We start from the raw sequence: 15,288 nt of genomic DNA on the forward strand, positions 1-15,288 counted from the left end.
ATGCGCTCATGTCCCTGCCCCACGCGATCCTCACCGCCCTGCTGGAGAAACCGTCCTCCGGGCTGGAGCTGACCCGCCGGTTCGACCGGTCGATCGGCTACTTCTGGTCCGCGACCCACCAGCAGATCTACCGCGAGCTGGGGAAGCTGGAGAAGGCGGGGCTCATCAGGGAGCTGCCGTCCGACACCCCCGCCCGGGGCAAGAGGAAGGCCTACGAGGTGCTGCCGACCGGCCGCACCGAGCTGGAGCGCTGGGTGGGCGAGTCGGAGGATCCCCGACCGCTCCGCGACCCCCTGCCGCTGCGGCTGCGCGCGGCGGGGGTCGTGGGTATCGGGGGCCTCGTGGGGGAGCTGCGCCGCCACCGTGCCCTGCACGCCGCCCAGTTGGAGGAGTACCGGGGGATCGAGAAGCGCGACGCCGCCCGGGAGCGGGGCACGGAGCAGGACCGCGTGCAGCGCCTCGTGCTCAGGGCCGGAATCGACATGGAGACCTTCTGGGTCGCCTGGCTGGACGAGGCGATCGGCGAACTGGAGGGGCTCGGGGGCGCCGCCGGGGAGCGCCGGCCGCGGGCATGACCCGGTGGGCGCCCGTGACCGCCCCGCTCCGGCCCGGGTCCCACACGGGCGGTCCCCGTCCCGGGGCGGGGGCGGGGACCGCGCCGTTCAGTCGGGCCGCCGCCCCGAGGCGACCATCGCGGCCAGGGCGACCCCGAAGGGGAGCAGGGTCGCCGCCACCGTCGCGACCGCCGTCACGAGCATGCCGGTGAGGGTTCCGGGGAGCAGCACGAACACGGCGGGCGCGACCAGGGCGAGGAGGAGACCCGAGACGATCATGGTCCGCCCGGCCAGGGGCTGCACCCGCCGCCACGCCCCGGCCCACGCCCGGACGCCGGGGTCCGCGGGCGTCGACCACGAGCGCGCGGCCGAGGACGTGAGCACGCCCATGATCGCGAGCAGCACGCCGACGCTGATCCCCACCGTGGGCAGGACCGGGAACGACTCCCCGGTGCCCACGATGACGACCAGGCAGTGCACGACGAGGAAGAGCACCCCCATCACCGCGAGGACGGCGTCGAGGTTGCGGGCCCTGGCACGCGCGTCCCCGCCGACCTGAAGCCCCAGCCTCCGTTCGATGGCCCGGTCGAGGGGGGCGGCCGCGACCACCAGAGCGGACACCAGCACGGCGGCGACGGGCGCCAGGCTCACGAACAGCGCGCGCGGCACCCGTATCGCCCCGCGCGGATCGGACGCCTCCCGCGTGGTCACCATCGCGGGCAACAGGTCCCAGGCCGCCCAGGTGATCGCGGCCATCGCCACCAGACACACCAGCGTGCAACCCAGGCCGATCGTGGGCAGGGAACGGTGGCGCCCCTCAGACGGCCGTGCCACGAAGGTCCCTCCTCGTCTCCGGGTCCGCGTCCTCCCCGGGGGTCCGACCGTTGCGCACGGACGGCAGACCACCCAGCCCCGCCAGGTCCAGGACTCCGTTCACCCCCTCCATGAGGGCCCCCTTGTCCACGCGATAGTGAATGCGCACCCCGGCCCTGGTGGGCACGACGAGGCCGGCCTCACGCAGCGTGCGCAGGTGCGCCGACAGCGTCGGTTTGTTGATCCCCAGGTGCTCGGAAATGGCACTCGCGGTCATGTTCGGTTCCTCTTGGAGAAGCTTGAGGAGCTTACGCCGAGAAGGATGGGAAACCGCAGGGTAGAACGCTTCCTGAGACATGAGTCCCTCTCCCGCTGAACGCTTTTCCCGCATCCTAGGAAGCGGCCGGACGGTCGCACATCCCCCTGCTGGCACGATCGTGCACGGGCCGCCGAACGCCCGCGTATGCCTGATGTCATGGACGGGGCGCGCGATGCGCACCGGCCCCGGGCCGCGCCGTCCGTCCCGGTTATGTTGTGGGACATGGCCGACGGCAGAAAAAGCGTGTCCGCGCATTGGCTCGGTTTCGACGGTGAACGCGCGCCCCGGGCCCTCTCGCTCTTCTTCTGGGGCGCGATGGTGTGGTTTCTCCTGTTCAATGCGGTGCCCCCGGCGCTGTACGAGGAGGCCGGGCAGTTCAGCCGCCTCTCGAACGAGGCCGGGACGTCGTTGCGGATCTCCGGCTTCGCGGTGGTGGTGGTGCTCGCCGTGCTCTGGTTCCGGGTCCCGTGGTCGACGCGCGCGGGAGCGGGGGCTCGGGGGGCGGCGCTCCTCTTCTACGTCGGAACGCTCTACTTCCTGCTGTGGGGCGGCTTCCCGTCGTTCGTGCTGATGATGCTCGCCATCTGCAACGCCGTCCTGGTCTTCGGCACCCCGACCGCCGTCGCCTACATCGCCACCGTGGCGCTCTCCGCCTTCGTCACGGTCGTCTTCAGCCCCGGGCAGAGCCCCGTCGCCGCCCTGCTGAGCATGGCGCTCGTCGCCTTCCAGTCCCTGACCATCCTCATCGTCTTCCTCGCCCTCATGCAGGCCCGTCAGGGCGCCATCGAACGGGAACGGCTGATGGGGGAACTGGAACGGGCGCACACCGAACTCCGCCGCAACGCCGACCGCATAGGTGAGTTGACCGTCACCGCGGAGCGCACCCGCATGGCCCGCGAGATGCACGACTCCGTCGGGCACTACCTCACGGTGATCAACCTGTCGCTGTCCAACGCGCAGCGCTTCCGCCTGCTGCGGCCCGAGGACGCGTGGACGGAGGTGCGCAGCGCGCAGGATCTCGCCCGGGAGGCGCTGCGGGACACCAGACGCTGGGTCCGTGCGCTGCGTCCGCTGAAGTTGGAGGGCCGGGCGGGCGTGGAGGCCATGCGGTCGCTGGCCGAGTCGCTGGCCGGACCGGACATCGACATCCGCTTCACCCAGGAGGGGGAGTGGCCGGACACGGGCGACGAGGTCGAGCTCTCCTGCTATCGGACGCTCCAGGAGGCCCTGACCAACGCCCTGCGCCACTCCAGGGCGGACCGGGTGCTCGTGCGGGTCCGCTGCTCCGACGGCATCGAGCTGGAGGTCGGCGACAACGGCGTGGGGGCGGACCCCGAGGCGCTCGACGCGGGCAACGGGCTACGCGGGCTGCGGGAACGGATCGACGCGGTCGGCGGGCACCTGCGGGTCGAGGGCAGGGGAGCGGCGGGCGGCGTACGGTTGCTCGCCCGCTTCCCGGCCCGCCCGCCGGACGCCTCCTGACCGCCCGGGCACGTGTCGGCGCGGCCCCCGACGCCGGGGCGCGCGCCCCGGCTCCCGACCGTGTGGCCTCGCGGACGAGCGCCGTGTGACGGGCCGTGCACGAATGGATATTTTCATGATTCACGAACAATAATGAATGGCAGAAACAACGCCCGCCCACAAGGGGGACGGCTGGCCTGATGTGGACTTTCGCCCCCGATTAATTCAATTGACCGAGAACGACAAATCCCCCTAGAGTGACGCTCGGCCAACAGGACCCCCGACCACCAGGGCGGACGATGAAGCTCAGATATTTCGAGTACTGTCTGGCGGACAGACTCTTCTACGACGAGCCGAACCGATGGAACGCCGATCGCGGCGGTTACCATCAGTCCTCCATACCGGTTCCCGAAGGTTGGGTCACCGCGGTCAGAGGCCCTTGGTTCAACTTTCTGCGGAAGGATTCGGCGCTCCGCGATCAGGGCTGGAAGGTCCATGTCTCGGCCAATCGTGAATCCGCGCAGAAAGTCCTCGACATCACGTCCGAGTACTGCTTCGCACACGGCATCCCGTTCAAGTTCCTGGTCGGCGAGTCCGCACTCATCTCCCGGAACCTGAAGTACGCCGACCGAGGAGGCAGCGGGAAGTTCATCACCGTCTACCCGGCCGACGACACGCAGCTCCAGCGGATCCTGGAGGACCTGGAGGGGCCGCTCAGCGGACTCGGCGGGGCCTACATCCTGAGCGACCTGCGGTGGAAGGAGGGCCCCCTCTACGTCCGCTACGGCGGCTTCGCCGAACGCCACACCCGCAACGAACTCGGCGAACCCGTCCCCGCGATCGAGACGCCGGACGGCGACCTCGTCCCGGACCGGCGCGACCCCGTCTTCACCTGCCCTGACTGGGTCACCGTCCCCGAGTTCCTGCGCCCCGCGGTCGAGGAGCGCTCACGGAGCACGCCCCCGGACGGGTTCCCCTACACCATCGACTCCGCCCTGCACTTCTCCAACGGCGGGGGCATCTACCTGGCCACCCGGGTCGACGACCCCGACGGGCCCAAAGTGGTCCTCAAGGAGGCGCGTCCCCATGCCGGTCTGGACCAGATCGGCCGGGACGCGGTCACCCGGCTCAAGCGCGAGTACGACTTCCTGAAGCGACTCGCCGACGTCGAGACGGTGGTCGACGTCCACGACTACTTCGAACTGTGGGAGCACCACTTCCTGGTCCAGGAGTACGTCGAGGGCACCACGCTCAACAAGGAGATGGTGGCCCGCCTGCCGCTGATCAGACCGCACCAGAACGAGGCCGCGCTCGCGGAGTACACCTCCTGGGCCCTGGACGTGACCGCACAGGTCGAGGACGCGGTGTCGGGACTGCACCGGGCGGGCATCGCCTTCGGCGACCTGCACCCCAACAACGTGCTCCTGCGTGAGGACGGCAGGGTCTGCCTGGTCGACTTCGAGATCTCCACCTACACCGACAGCGAACAGCGGATCGGCATGGGCGCGCCCGGCTTCATCCCACCCGACGAACGGGGCGCCGTCGCCGCCGACCGCTACGCGCTGGCCTGCATCAAGCTCGCGATGTTCCTCCCCGTGACCGTCCTGCTCACCCTGGACGGCCACAGCGCGGAGCGGCTGGTGGAAGAGGTGGAACAGCGTTTCCCCGTGCCCGAGGGGTGGGGCGGGGCCGTTCTCGCCGACCTCGACCTCGGCCCGTCCGGGTGGGCGGGCACACCGGCGGAGATGCGGCGCAGCCACGAACTCATCGTCGGGGGGAAGGAACGCCGACCCGACTGGTCGGCTCTGGAGGACTCGGTGGGCCGCGCCGTCTGGGCGAGCGCCACACCGCAGCGGACCGACCGGCTCTTCCCCGGCGACGTGGGCCAGTTCGACTTCGGCGGCCTCGGCATGGCCTACGGAGCCGCGGGCGTGCTGTACGCGATGTCGGTCGCGGGCCAGGGCACACGACCCGAGCACGAGGACTGGCTGATGCGGCGGGTCCGCGAACACAGGGGCCCGCACCGGCTCGGTTTCTACGACGGCCTGCACGGCATCGCCTACGCGCTCGACCACTTGGGCCGGCGCGCGGAGGCCGAGGAGGTCCTGGACATGGCGCAGGCCGACGGGAACGTCGCCATGTCCCACGAACTCTTCGGCGGGCTGAGCGGTGTGGCCCTCAACCGCCTGCACTTCGCCGACCGCCTCGGCGACCGCGATCTGCTGCGTCAGGCCGAGCGCGACGCCGAGACGATCGCCGACCGGCTGCGGCAGGACCCGCCGCCGCTGATCGACGAGCAGGGAAGGCACCGCAGAGCCGGTCTCCTGTACGGCGCCTCGGGTCACGCACTGCTCTCCCTGCGGCTCTACGACGCGACCGGCGATCAGGCGCACCTGGACAACGCCGCCCTCGCCATCGAGCACGACCTGGAGACCTGCATCCACTCGGAGGAGGACGACACCCTCCTGTCGAACGAGGGTTGGCGCAGCATGCCCTACGTCGGCACGGGGTCGGCGGGGATCGGCGTCGTCATCACCGAATACCTGCGCCACCGGGAGAACCCCGAGTTCGCGACGGCGCTGGCGCGCATCCGCAGAGCGGCCGAACCCGAGTTCTGCGTCTGCCCGATCCTCTTCCACGGCACCGCGGGCCAGATGGCCTTCCTCGCCCACCTGAGCGATCCCTGCCGGCCCGACCCCGACCTGGCGCACGCCGTGCGATCCCAGCGGGACCACCTGCGACGCCACATGGTCGGCCTGCGCGGGAACGTCGCCTTCCCCGGGGACCAGCTGATGCGCCTGTCCATGGACCTGGGCACCGGCAGCGCGGGGATCCTCCTCGCCCTCGCGGCGGTGAAGGACGACCGCCAGCCGATGCTGCCCTTCCTGACCCGGCACTGACGCCTCCCTCCGGCCGTCCGGGGAACGGCCGACGGAGCGGCAGGCCGATCGACCCGCCTCACCCGGAGGCGGCCCACACCGAGAACGGAAAGGAGGAAAGCCATGTCCTTCGTCCTCGACCTGCAGTCCGTGCGGGTGGACGCCGCGAACGAGGTGGAAGCCATGGGGCCGAGCACCGTCAGCCCCATCTTCTGCCTGAGCAGCACGTCGGTCATCGCCTGCTAGGCGGTGTGCTCCGGGGCCTCGACCACGCCCGCCGGCGCCCTCGACGGACGTCCGCGGCGCGGTGCCCACCGTGTTCGGGCAGCCGAACGGCACCCCCGGGTGGCCGTTCCGGGAACAGGCCCCAGGAGGTGAGGGGACGGTCGTACCCGCCCCCACTCCGTGACCGGCCGGCGCCCCGTGCCCCACGCGGTCGCCGCCACATCCCGACCCAAGGAGACCCGATGTCCTTCGTCCTCGACCTGCAGGCGATGCCCGACCGTCTCGGTTCCCAGGCCCAGCTCAAGCCCAGCACCTGGAGCTGGTTCGGGTGCTTCAGCAACGCCAGCATCGCCGCCTGCTGACACCGTCGCCCACGGCAAGGAGAGGAAGGCACATGTCCTTCGTACTGAACCTGCAGAGCCTGGACAGCGACAACGCGACCGGTGAGGAGGGGCTCGGCCCCCTCAGCACCGAGAGCGTCTTCGCCTGCCAGAGCGGCACCAGCTTCTTCTGGTGCTGACCGCTCCCCGGGGCGGGCGCCCGGCCACCGCCCCCGCCCCGGGACCCCGTCCGGCCCCCGGACACCCCCCGACAGAGAGGAAGACCATGTCCTACGTCCTCGACCTGCAGTCCATGGACTCCGCCGCGTCCGGCGACGCCCCCGCGAGCTGGAGCCCGGGCAGCACCATCAGCAGCTTCGGCTGCTTCTCCACCGCCAGCGTCGCCCTCTGCTGACGACCCCGAAACCGATCACATCCCCGTCCACCCCGGAAAGGAAACCCCATGGGATTCGTCCTCGACCTCCAGGCGCAGGTCGGCTACAACGACCGCGCGCAGGCCGACGCCGCCAGCACCATCATCAGCACGGCCAGCCTCAGCGTGTGCGTGGCGAGCACCGCCAGCGCCGCCGGGTGCGCCACCGGTAGCACGATCAGCGTCGTCGCCTGCGCCTGATCGACGGCGGTCCGCGCCCCGGGCGCGGACCGCCCCGCCCGTTCCCGCAGAACCACCCGGGGAGCCGCCTCCGTGACCGACCGATCAGCCGACCGCCTGCTGCTGCACGCCCTCCGGGCGAGCCCGGGCCGCAATCTCGGCCTCACCCTCCTCACCCTGGCCGGGTCCGCCGGAGCGCTGCTGATCCCCTCCGCGATCGCCGACGCCGTCGACGCGCGCATCGTCGGAGAGGGGACCGGGGCCATGTGGTGGCTCGGCGCGGCGGTCCTCCTCGTCGTCCTCACCAACGTGGGCACCCAGCTGATGGCCCCGCTGTGCGTCGCCGACGCCACCGTGGAACTGCGCCGCCGGTTCCTCGGCCACCTGCTGCGGCTGAGCGCCGCGCGGCGGGAGCGGTTCTCCACCGGGGACCTGACCATGCGGATCACGTCCGCGACGGCGGTGGCCGCGTCGGTGGTCCCACTGCCCGGCCGGTTCCTGTCCTCGCTCACGGTCTCGGTGGGCGCACTGGTCGCGCTGTGGCTCGTCGATCCGCTGGTCGCCGGCGCCTTCCTCGTGGGTGTCCCGGTGGCGTTCGCGCTCATGAAGGTCTTCGTGGGGAGGGTCACCCCCGTCCTCGACCGCCAGCTCGCGGCACAGGGCCGGATCTCCGGCCTCCTGCTGGAGGTCCTGTCCGGAATCCGGTCCGTGCGTGCGGCCGGCGGGGAGACCCGGGAGACGGAGCGCGTCCTGCGACCCCTGCCCGAACTCCGCTCGGCGGGCGAGGAGATGTGGGACATGCAGGCGAAGGTGAGCTGGCAGACGGGTCTCCTCGCCCCCGCCATGCAGATCCTCGTGCTGGCGACCTCGGGGTACGTGCTGGCGGGGGGCGGTATCAGCCCGGGGAGCCTGCTCGCCGCCTCCGGCTACACCCTCCTCGCCCTCGGCATCTTCGAGCAGGTGTCGGTCTTCATGGGGTTGGCGCAGGCCCGAGCGGGCGCGCAGCGGCTCCTGGAACTCGAACGCGAACCCGTGATGCGGTACGGAGAGCGCGAACTCCCGCCCGGCCCGGGAGCCGTACGGTTCCGCGGTGTCCGGGTCGAGGGACCGGACGGGCCGTGGCTGTCCGACGTGGACCTGGAGATCCCCGGCGGCGCGGTGGTGGCGGTCGTCGGCCGCTCCGGCTCGGGCAAGACCCTGCTGGGCGCCCTGGCCGGACGGCTCCGTGACCCGGACGCCGGAAGCGTCGAACTCGACGGCGTACCCCTGCCCGAACTCTCCCCCCACGCCCTGCGCGCGGCCGTGGGGTGGGCCTTCGAACGCCCCGCCCACCTGGGACGCTCCATCGCCGACGGCATCCGTCTGGGCAACGGGGACCTCGGCCTGCCCGATGTGGTCGAGGCCGCGCGCCGGGCCCGCGCCGACGGCTTCGTCCGCCGCCTGCCCCGGGGGTACGACACGCCCCCGCGGGAGGCGCCCATGTCCGGCGGCGAGCTGCAGCGGCTGGGGCTGGCCAGGGCGATGGCGCACGGGGGACGGCTGCTGATCCTGGACGAGGCCACGTCCAGCCTCGACAGCGTCACCGAGCACGAGATCACCTCCGTGCTCGACGAGGCCCTGGCCGACCGCACCCGGATCGTCCTCGTCCACCGCATGTCCCGGGCGGCCCGAGCCGACCTGGTGCTGTGGCTGGAGGCCGGGCGCGTACGCGGGTTCGCTCCGCACACCGAACTCCTCGGCGTCCCCGGCTACCGGGAACTCTTCGGCTACACCCGGGACGGCTCCCCCACGGACACCGACGCCGAGCCGAACCGGGACATCGAGGAGGTGCACCATGCGGTCTAGCCGGGGCGGCGCCGCGCGTCCGACACCCGGGCGGCCGGGGTGGCCGCTCATGCTCCGGTCGCTGGCGCGACAGCGGAGGGCGCTCCTGCGGCTGGGCGCGTGGTCGTGCGCGGAGGCGCTGCCCATGGCCCTGTCCGGACTCCTCATCGCCAGGGCGATCGACGACGGTTTCCTCGCGGGGAGCTTCCGAACGGGTCTGCTGTGGCTGTCCGCCCTGTTCGCGGTGCACGTCATCGGTGCCGCCGCCGCGCGGTTCACCCTGTCGGCGACGGGCACCGTGGTCGAACCGCTCCGCGACGACCTGCTCCGCGTGGTGGTCGCTGCTGCGGTCCGGAGCGAGGAGTCCGCGCACGGCGTCCCCGACAGCGCGAAGGTGGCCCGCATCACCGAGCAGGTGGAGGAGGTGCGGCGGACGACCGGAACGCTCCTCAGCGGCGCCCGGAGGTTCGTCTTCACCCTCGTCGCCACCACGGCCGGTCTCCTCGCCCTGGCTCCGTCGGTCCTGGCCGTGGCCCTGCCGCCGGTACTGGTGGCCGCCGTGCTCTTCGTGGCGCTCCTGAGGGTGCTGGTGCGCCGCAGGTACGCGACCGTCATCGCCAACGAGGTGGTCGCCCACTCCGTCGGGGAGGCGCTCACGGGGGGCCGCGACATCACCGCGACGCGCTCGTGGGAACCCGTGGCCGAGGCGGTGGGCCGTGACGTTCTGGCGGAGCGGTCGGCCGACCTGGCGCTGGCCAGGGCCGTGGCCGTCCGCGGCGCGCTCACCTCGCTCGGCTCCCACGTGCCCGTCCTGTGCGTGCTGGCAGCGGCACCGCTGCTCATCGGCGGCTCGGGCGGGCTGACGGCCGGGGTCGTGGTGGGAGCGGTGAGCTACCTGGCCGGCAACATCGAGCCGGTGATGCGGCTGCTCACCGAGGTCCTCGGGGGATCCGGTCTGACCCTGGTCGTGACCCTGCGGCGGCTGGCGGACACCTGCCCCGAACCCGGCCGGTCCCGCGGGGACGGTCCGGAGGGGGTGCCGTCCACCGCACCCGGCGGCCGGGAGTCCGGTGCCTCCGTGACCGTCGAGAACGTCACCTTCGCCTACGGGGCGAGGAGCCGGCCCGTGCTCGACGATCTGTGCCTGGACCTGCCCCACGGCGCGCACCTGGCCGTCATCGGACCCAGCGGTATCGGCAAGTCGACCTTGGCGCTCCTGCTGGCGGGGCTGGCCAGGCCGGACCGGGGTCGGCTGCACGTGGGGGGCGCGGACCCCGCAGCGTCGGGCGTCCGGCGCACGGACCTGGTGTGCCTGCTGCCCCAGGAGGCCTACGTGTTCACCGGAACACTGCGCGAGAACGTCGGCTACCTGCGCCCGGACTCCCCGGACGACCGGTTGGACTCGGCCCTGACCGCGGTGGGCGCGCGGGAGCTCGCCGCACGGCTCGGCGGACTGGACTCCATAGTCGAGCCCGGCGCTCTGTCCGCCGGGGAGAAGCAGCTCATCGCCCTCGCCCGCGCCTACGTCTCCCCCGCGCCGTTGGTGATCCTGGACGAGGCGACGTGCCACCTGGCGGCCTCCGACGAGGCGCGCGCCGAGACCGCCTTCCGCGAACGCGGCGGAACCCTGATCGTCATCGCGCACCGGATCGATTCGGCGCGCCGGGCCGACACCCTGCTCCTGTTGGACGGCGCGCGCCCGCTCGTGGGCACCCACGAGGAGCTGCTGTCCGTGTCCGGCCTGTACGCCGACCTGGTGGGGCGCTGGGAGGCCGGGGTCACCCGCCCTGTCGGTTGACCCACAGCGCCAGCCTGGTCCGGTCGCGCAGTTGCAGCTTGCGCAGGATGTTCGTCACGTGGTTCCTGGCCGTCCCCTCCGAGATGAACAGCCTGCGGGCGATCTCGCGGTTGCTGGCACCGTCGCCCACCAACCTGGCCACCTCCTCCTCGCGCTGCGACAACAGGCCCTCCTCGGCGCCCCCGGTCCCGGACTCCCGCGCCTCGTCGCCGTCCTCGGCCGGCGACTCGCGCAGAGCGGCGACGAGCCGCTCCGCGGCGGAGTTGCCCAGAACCGTCTCGCCTCGTGCCGCCCTGCGCACCGCGTCCACCAGCTGGTCCGGCGGGGTGTCCTTGAGCAGGTAGCCCTTCGCCCCCGACCGCAGCGCCCCGAGGACCAGTTCGTCCTCGTCGAAGGTGGTCAGAACCACCACGGGCAGCTCGGGGCGCGCGTCGCGCAGCCGCTCGATCAACGTCACCCCGTCCATGACGGGCATCCGCGCGTCGGCCAGGACGATGTCCGCCTCCGTCCGCGGGAAGGACGTCAGGGAGTCCAGCGCCTCCCGGCCGTCGGCCGCCGTTCCCTCGACCACGATTCCGGGTTCGATCTCCAGGAGTTTGCGCAGACCTTCCCGCATGAGGACCTGGTCATCGACGATCAGAACCCGAATCGGCGACGTTTCGTCAACCACACGAACCTCGTTTCACAACGGTGTACGGGCGCCGGCCCTACGGGTGTCATCCGCCGAATGGAACGCGCCGATTTCGCGTGCATTCTAGCTCCCGTCTCACCGCGTATCCCCTGCTGGGCAGTGGGAGCGGCATGCCTCCCGTCATGGCGGCGCTGGCCGGGTGTGCCGCAGACACATGATCCGAACGTGCCTGCCAGTGGATGCCGCCGGCCATTTCCCGAACCTAATCTGGGCCACCGGCACTTCACACACGCGACTTCCTCCCCTTTTCCGAAGGGGTTTCGCCGGCCGGAAAGGAGAAGGGCAGATGACGCGAACGGCGCAGCGGACGACGGCCGACGCCGTGGTCGCCACCGGGCTCACCCGGGACTACGGGGGCGGTGTCGGCGTCTTCGACGTGGACCTCACGGTGGGGGCGGGGAGGGTGTTCGGTCTCGTCGGCCCCAACGGTGCGGGCAAGACCACCCTCATCTCCCTGCTCTGCGGGGTGCGCAGACCGGACCTCGGGACCGTGACCGTGCACGCCGAACGCGTGGCCCTGTGCCCGGACGTCCCCGACTTCGAACCCTGGTTGACCGCGGCCGAGGTGGTCGCCTTCGGCGCGGGACTGCGCGGTGTCCGGGTGTCGCAGGCGAAGGTGGCCCAGACGCTCGAACAGGTGGGGCTCTCCGGCGCCGCGCACCGGCGCAACCGCTCCTTCTCCCGCGGCATGCGACAGCGTCTCGGCCTGGCGGCCGCGCTGGTGAGCGACCCGGACCTGGTCGTGCTGGACGAACCGCTGTCCGGCCTGGACCCGCAGGGCCGCAGGGACCTGATGGACCTCATCTCAAGCCTGGGTGGGCGACAGACCGTCCTGTTCTCCAGCCACCTGCTCGACGACGTCCAGCGGGTGTGCGACGAGGTGGCAGTACTGAACGCCGGACGCCTCGTCCACCAGGGCCCCGTGGCCGAACTGGTGGCACGGCACCTGCGTCCCGCCTGGCACCTGTGGACCCGCGGCCGGGCCCGCCTGGTGGCCGCCCGCCTCGCTCAGTGTGACTGGGTGACCCGTGCCGAACCCGTCGACGAGGACTGCCTCTTCCTGGAGGCGACGTCGACCGAAGCCGGGGAGATCGGAGCCCCGAAAGTCCTGGCCGACGCGGGCGTCGGCCTGGTGGGCATGGCCGCCCACCGGGCCGACCTCGAATCGGCCTTCGTCTCACTGACCCGAGCGGAGGAAGCGTGAACACCGCCCTGTGGCAGCTGGAACTCCTGCGCACGCGACGGACACCGGGCTTCGCGATCACGGCGGCCCTCATGGTCCTCCTGGGCGCGGGCTCCCCGTTCATGGCGCTGCACGCCGACGCGATCATCGCGGCCATGGATCCGATGGGCGCGGCGCCCGCCGCGCCCGAGGCGACCCCGCGGATCGCGGTCACCACGTTCATGGACAACACTGTCGGGCCGCTGCTGGTGGCGACCGTCCTGGTCGCGGCCACGGCACTGGCGTTCGACGGCCGCCCGTCGCGGGCCCTGTTCCTGCGCACGCGGGTGCGGCGCGCAGGCGACCTGGTGGTACCGCGCTGGGCGGTCGCCTCCGCGGCCGTGAGCGTCGCCTACACGGTGGGGGCGCTGGGCGCCTGGTCGAGCACGACCCTGGTGCTGGGTCCGCTGCCCCTGGGCGAGTACCTGCTCGGTACCGCGTTGGTGTGCGGCTACCTGACGTTCGTCGTGGCCGTCGTCGCGCTCGCCGCCGGGCTGGTCCGCAACGTCCTGGCGGTCCTGGGTGTCGCGATCGGTTTCCTGGTCGCCGTGGCGGTCGCCGCGCAGATCCCGGCCCTCGCCCAGTGGACACCACAGGCGCTCCTGGGGGCTCAGGCCGTCCTGCCGGGCTCGGGAACGCTCGCGGACTTCGTCCCCGGGCTGGTGACCACGCTGGTCCTCGACGTGGCCTGCGTGGTCGGCTCCGCCTGGTTGTGCTCCCGGCGGGAGGTCTAGCCGTACCGGCCCGGGAGGGTCGGGCACGCGGGCGTGTCACTGACCGCGGTGTGGAGCCGATGGCGGGGGTGACTGCGGTGGCGCGACTTCCCCTGGAACGCCCGGAACCGCCCGGGCTCCGAGGTCCGGGGAAGGGCGCGGGCCCCTGCCCCGACCGGGGACCGGTCGAACCGCTCCACCTCGTCTTCGGCTCCGGAGTCGGCGCCGACCGGGCACGAAAAAGCCGCCCCCGGCGCTGCCGGGGACGGCTGGTGGCGGTGGAGGAGGGATTTGAACCCTCGAAGGGTTGGCCTACCGGGGGGTGGGGGCTGCCAGCGGCGCGGACTCGGAAACCGGTGCTGACCTGGGATGGAACCCCCATCGGTTCCCAACGTTCCCGGCGCCCTCCGGACGCCATGTGCACTGAATGTGCATCGCTCCGCACGACCGCCAAGGGCCTTAACCTCAGGTAGGCCGCACGTTCCGGGAGCCCTCGCCACGGCTTCCTCAGCCCCAGTATTCGGCAACCACGGTATCGGTCCGAGGCACCCGATGGCGCCGGAGCCGGTCACCCCAGACAGTCCGAGTCGCGCCATCGGGTGCCTCGGGATCCGAACACGCCAGCAACCACCGTGCGCCACGCGGGGCCGGAACTGGTCCTGTCGGATCAGCCCCTACGCTGGTCCTCCGCTCCGCCCGGCGCCCGTCTCGGGACCGGGCGGCAGCCCGCAGCCCGAGACGGGCGCCGGGCCGCGCGACAGCGCTCGCGCCGTCGCCTTGATCCCATACAGCCCAACTCGGCAATGTATTACCGATTGTCGGCATCCAGGCAATATTTGCAACTTTGGGACCATGGTCATCTCTTCACCCTTTGGCCACTCCTGGCCAAAGGGGTTTCGCGAGACGTGGATTTTCGTAACATGTCTCTGTCTATTTTGCTGACGAGGGGCGATCATGACCATAGAATCACCAGAAGGCGCTACAGAGAAATCCGAGGGCATCGGCGTCGCAGTGTACGACTTGGCCGATGCTCGCTTTCGCTTGCATGAAAATGAGGGAAAAATCCATGCCGAAGAACTAGGCAAGAAATACGCCTACGTCACATTCTTCCTCCTGCCCCCACTACTTGCAGTGGTGGCGTTTTTGAATTTCTTCAATCCCCCTAGGACTCCGCTCCTTTGGATCAATGTGGGCGTCGCGGCTCTATCACTCGCTTCGCTGTCTTGGTCGGCCTGGGAAATTCTTCGACGAAATCGCCGAATCAAGTCCCTTTGGATAGACAGGAGGAAGCTCAGGGACGCCGAGAAGAACGCAAAAATCAGGCTCTCCGTGGGTGGATCTGTCCAGACCCTATGGAACTACCACTCGGACATAGCAGCGGAGATCGATGACTACAGGGCAGGAGCTAGGCGATACAGGACCAGGCACAATTACTTCCAGACCTTCATTATCATCTTTTCTCTTCTAGTCACCGGAGTAACGACCGCCTCCGCCCAGTTCGAAGGACTTGAGTGGGTCGCTGCTTTCCTGAGTTTTCTGGTTGCCGCCGCCACTGGTATCATCGGATACTTCAAATTCCGCGAAAGGGGGGTTAATATGCAGAGGGCAGCTGATGACCTGGAGTATGAATATAATTCATCCGAACTTGGAATCAATTCCTACCGGAATCCCGACGACGGATCGATTACCGACGAGGTGATCATCAAGCGCCTGAAGGACTTCGCTGAACGCGCAGAAGTAATCAAGAGCGAGCAACGAAAGAGGGAGCAGCAAATGGAGCAAGGGCCGGAAGCGCGTTCTTCTGGAGGCAGCGAAGGAGGTTCATCGTAGGCCGACAGGCGGACGACTGCTTCTCG

The 15,288-nt window shown here is 70.7% G+C and carries 15 protein-coding genes; 12 read left to right on the top strand and 3 right to left on the bottom strand.

The window, feature by feature from the left end; translation table 11 throughout:
* The first annotated feature begins 8 nt into the window (after nucleotides 1–8).
* On the top strand, nucleotides 9–575 hold the full coding sequence (locus DVR05_RS20305) for a PadR family transcriptional regulator (protein ID WP_116247493.1): 567 nt from the start codon (nucleotides 9–11) through the stop codon (nucleotides 573–575).
* An 87-nt stretch (nucleotides 576–662) separates the two neighbouring features.
* Here the strand turns inward: DVR05_RS20305 and DVR05_RS20310 are convergent, their stop codons facing one another.
* Nucleotides 663–1,388 carry a hypothetical protein gene (locus tag DVR05_RS20310; RefSeq protein ID WP_116247494.1) on the bottom strand — a complete coding sequence of 242 codons (726 nt, stop codon included), beginning with the start codon at nucleotides 1,386–1,388 and terminating at the stop codon, nucleotides 663–665.
* Entirely contained in the window at nucleotides 1,372–1,941 is a 570-nt protein-coding gene (locus tag DVR05_RS27985; protein ID WP_116247628.1) for a metalloregulator ArsR/SmtB family transcription factor, read from the bottom strand. Before DVR05_RS27985 ends, DVR05_RS20310 begins: the two co-directional genes overlap by 17 nt.
* Here DVR05_RS27985 and DVR05_RS20320 point away from each other — a divergent pair.
* The 8 genes from DVR05_RS20320 (at nucleotide 1,909) to DVR05_RS20350 (ending at nucleotide 10,806) form a co-directional block, all read left to right on the top strand.
* Complete coding sequence (locus DVR05_RS20320; protein WP_198659261.1) at nucleotides 1,909–3,168, top strand: sensor histidine kinase; 1,260 nt, start codon at nucleotides 1,909–1,911, stop codon at nucleotides 3,166–3,168. The two genes, DVR05_RS27985 and DVR05_RS20320, sit on opposite strands and share 33 nt — an antisense overlap.
* 278 nt (nucleotides 3,169–3,446) lie before the next feature.
* Nucleotides 3,447–6,047: a class III lanthionine synthetase LanKC gene (gene lanKC, locus DVR05_RS20325; RefSeq protein WP_116247496.1), complete on the top strand. Its 2,601-nt coding sequence runs from the start codon at nucleotides 3,447–3,449 to the stop codon at nucleotides 6,045–6,047.
* Nucleotides 6,048–6,149: 102 nt separating this feature from the next.
* The gene (locus DVR05_RS20330; RefSeq protein ID WP_116247497.1) at nucleotides 6,150–6,272 is read left to right on the top strand and encodes a SapB/AmfS family lanthipeptide; all 123 of its coding nucleotides are present in this window, start codon (nucleotides 6,150–6,152) and stop codon (nucleotides 6,270–6,272) included.
* A 373-nt stretch (nucleotides 6,273–6,645) separates the two neighbouring features.
* Nucleotides 6,646–6,771 carry a SapB/AmfS family lanthipeptide gene (locus tag DVR05_RS20335; RefSeq protein WP_116247498.1) on the top strand — a complete coding sequence of 42 codons (126 nt, stop codon included), beginning with the start codon at nucleotides 6,646–6,648 and terminating at the stop codon, nucleotides 6,769–6,771.
* Nucleotides 6,772–6,857: 86 nt separating this feature from the next.
* Nucleotides 6,858–6,986 carry a SapB/AmfS family lanthipeptide gene (locus DVR05_RS20340; RefSeq protein WP_116247499.1) on the top strand — a complete coding sequence of 43 codons (129 nt, stop codon included), beginning with the start codon at nucleotides 6,858–6,860 and terminating at the stop codon, nucleotides 6,984–6,986.
* Nucleotides 6,987–7,034: 48 nt separating this feature from the next.
* Nucleotides 7,035–7,205, top strand: coding sequence for a hypothetical protein (locus DVR05_RS26715; protein ID WP_157982487.1), 171 nt, complete (start codon nucleotides 7,035–7,037; stop codon nucleotides 7,203–7,205).
* 72 nt (nucleotides 7,206–7,277) lie between these two features.
* Complete coding sequence (locus DVR05_RS20345) at nucleotides 7,278–9,029, top strand: ABC transporter ATP-binding protein (RefSeq protein ID WP_116247500.1); 1,752 nt, start codon at nucleotides 7,278–7,280, stop codon at nucleotides 9,027–9,029.
* Nucleotides 9,019–10,806, top strand: a complete 1,788-nt coding sequence (locus tag DVR05_RS20350) for an ABC transporter ATP-binding protein (protein WP_116247501.1) — start codon at nucleotides 9,019–9,021, stop codon at nucleotides 10,804–10,806. Before DVR05_RS20345 ends, DVR05_RS20350 begins: the two co-directional genes overlap by 11 nt.
* Here the strand turns inward: DVR05_RS20350 and DVR05_RS20355 are convergent.
* Nucleotides 10,787–11,476 carry a response regulator transcription factor gene (locus DVR05_RS20355; RefSeq protein WP_255423100.1) on the bottom strand — a complete coding sequence of 230 codons (690 nt, stop codon included), beginning with the start codon at nucleotides 11,474–11,476 and terminating at the stop codon, nucleotides 10,787–10,789. The two genes, DVR05_RS20350 and DVR05_RS20355, sit on opposite strands and share 20 nt — an antisense overlap.
* A gap of 307 nt (nucleotides 11,477–11,783) precedes the next feature.
* Between DVR05_RS20355 and DVR05_RS20360 the strand changes: the two genes are divergently transcribed.
* From DVR05_RS20360 to DVR05_RS20370, 3 genes are all read left to right on the top strand, one after another.
* Entirely contained in the window at nucleotides 11,784–12,701 is a 918-nt protein-coding gene (locus tag DVR05_RS20360) for an ABC transporter ATP-binding protein (protein ID WP_116247502.1), read from the top strand.
* Nucleotides 12,698–13,453, top strand: a complete 756-nt coding sequence (locus tag DVR05_RS20365) for a hypothetical protein (protein ID WP_116247503.1) — start codon at nucleotides 12,698–12,700, stop codon at nucleotides 13,451–13,453. The genes DVR05_RS20360 and DVR05_RS20365 overlap by 4 nt, the downstream gene beginning before the upstream one ends.
* A gap of 933 nt (nucleotides 13,454–14,386) precedes the next feature.
* Entirely contained in the window at nucleotides 14,387–15,262 is an 876-nt protein-coding gene (locus DVR05_RS20370; protein ID WP_116247504.1) for an SLATT domain-containing protein, read from the top strand.
* Nucleotides 15,263–15,288 lie beyond the last annotated feature (26 nt).

This window comes from Nocardiopsis sp. FIRDI 009, from assembly GCF_003386285.1.
Classification (GTDB): Bacteria; Actinomycetota; Actinomycetes; order Streptosporangiales; family Streptosporangiaceae; genus Nocardiopsis.

Coding starts and splice junctions, on each gene's coding strand:
- DVR05_RS27985 (WP_116247628.1), bottom strand. CDS start 1,941: ATGCGCGGACACGCTTTTTCTGCCGTCGGCCATGTCCCACAACATAAC.
- DVR05_RS20305 (WP_116247493.1), top strand. CDS start 9: ATGTCCCTGCCCCACGCGATCCTCACCGCCCTGCTGGAGAAACCGTCC.
- DVR05_RS20350 (WP_116247501.1), top strand. CDS start 9,019: ATGCGGTCTAGCCGGGGCGGCGCCGCGCGTCCGACACCCGGGCGGCCG.
- DVR05_RS20340 (WP_116247499.1), top strand. CDS start 6,858: ATGTCCTACGTCCTCGACCTGCAGTCCATGGACTCCGCCGCGTCCGGC.
- DVR05_RS20370 (WP_116247504.1), top strand. CDS start 14,387: ATGACCATAGAATCACCAGAAGGCGCTACAGAGAAATCCGAGGGCATC.
- DVR05_RS26715 (WP_157982487.1), top strand. CDS start 7,035: ATGGGATTCGTCCTCGACCTCCAGGCGCAGGTCGGCTACAACGACCGC.
- DVR05_RS20320 (WP_198659261.1), top strand. CDS start 1,909: ATGGCCGACGGCAGAAAAAGCGTGTCCGCGCATTGGCTCGGTTTCGAC.
- lanKC (WP_116247496.1), top strand. CDS start 3,447: ATGAAGCTCAGATATTTCGAGTACTGTCTGGCGGACAGACTCTTCTAC.
- DVR05_RS20330 (WP_116247497.1), top strand. CDS start 6,150: ATGTCCTTCGTCCTCGACCTGCAGTCCGTGCGGGTGGACGCCGCGAAC.
- DVR05_RS20360 (WP_116247502.1), top strand. CDS start 11,784: ATGACGCGAACGGCGCAGCGGACGACGGCCGACGCCGTGGTCGCCACC.
- DVR05_RS20335 (WP_116247498.1), top strand. CDS start 6,646: ATGTCCTTCGTACTGAACCTGCAGAGCCTGGACAGCGACAACGCGACC.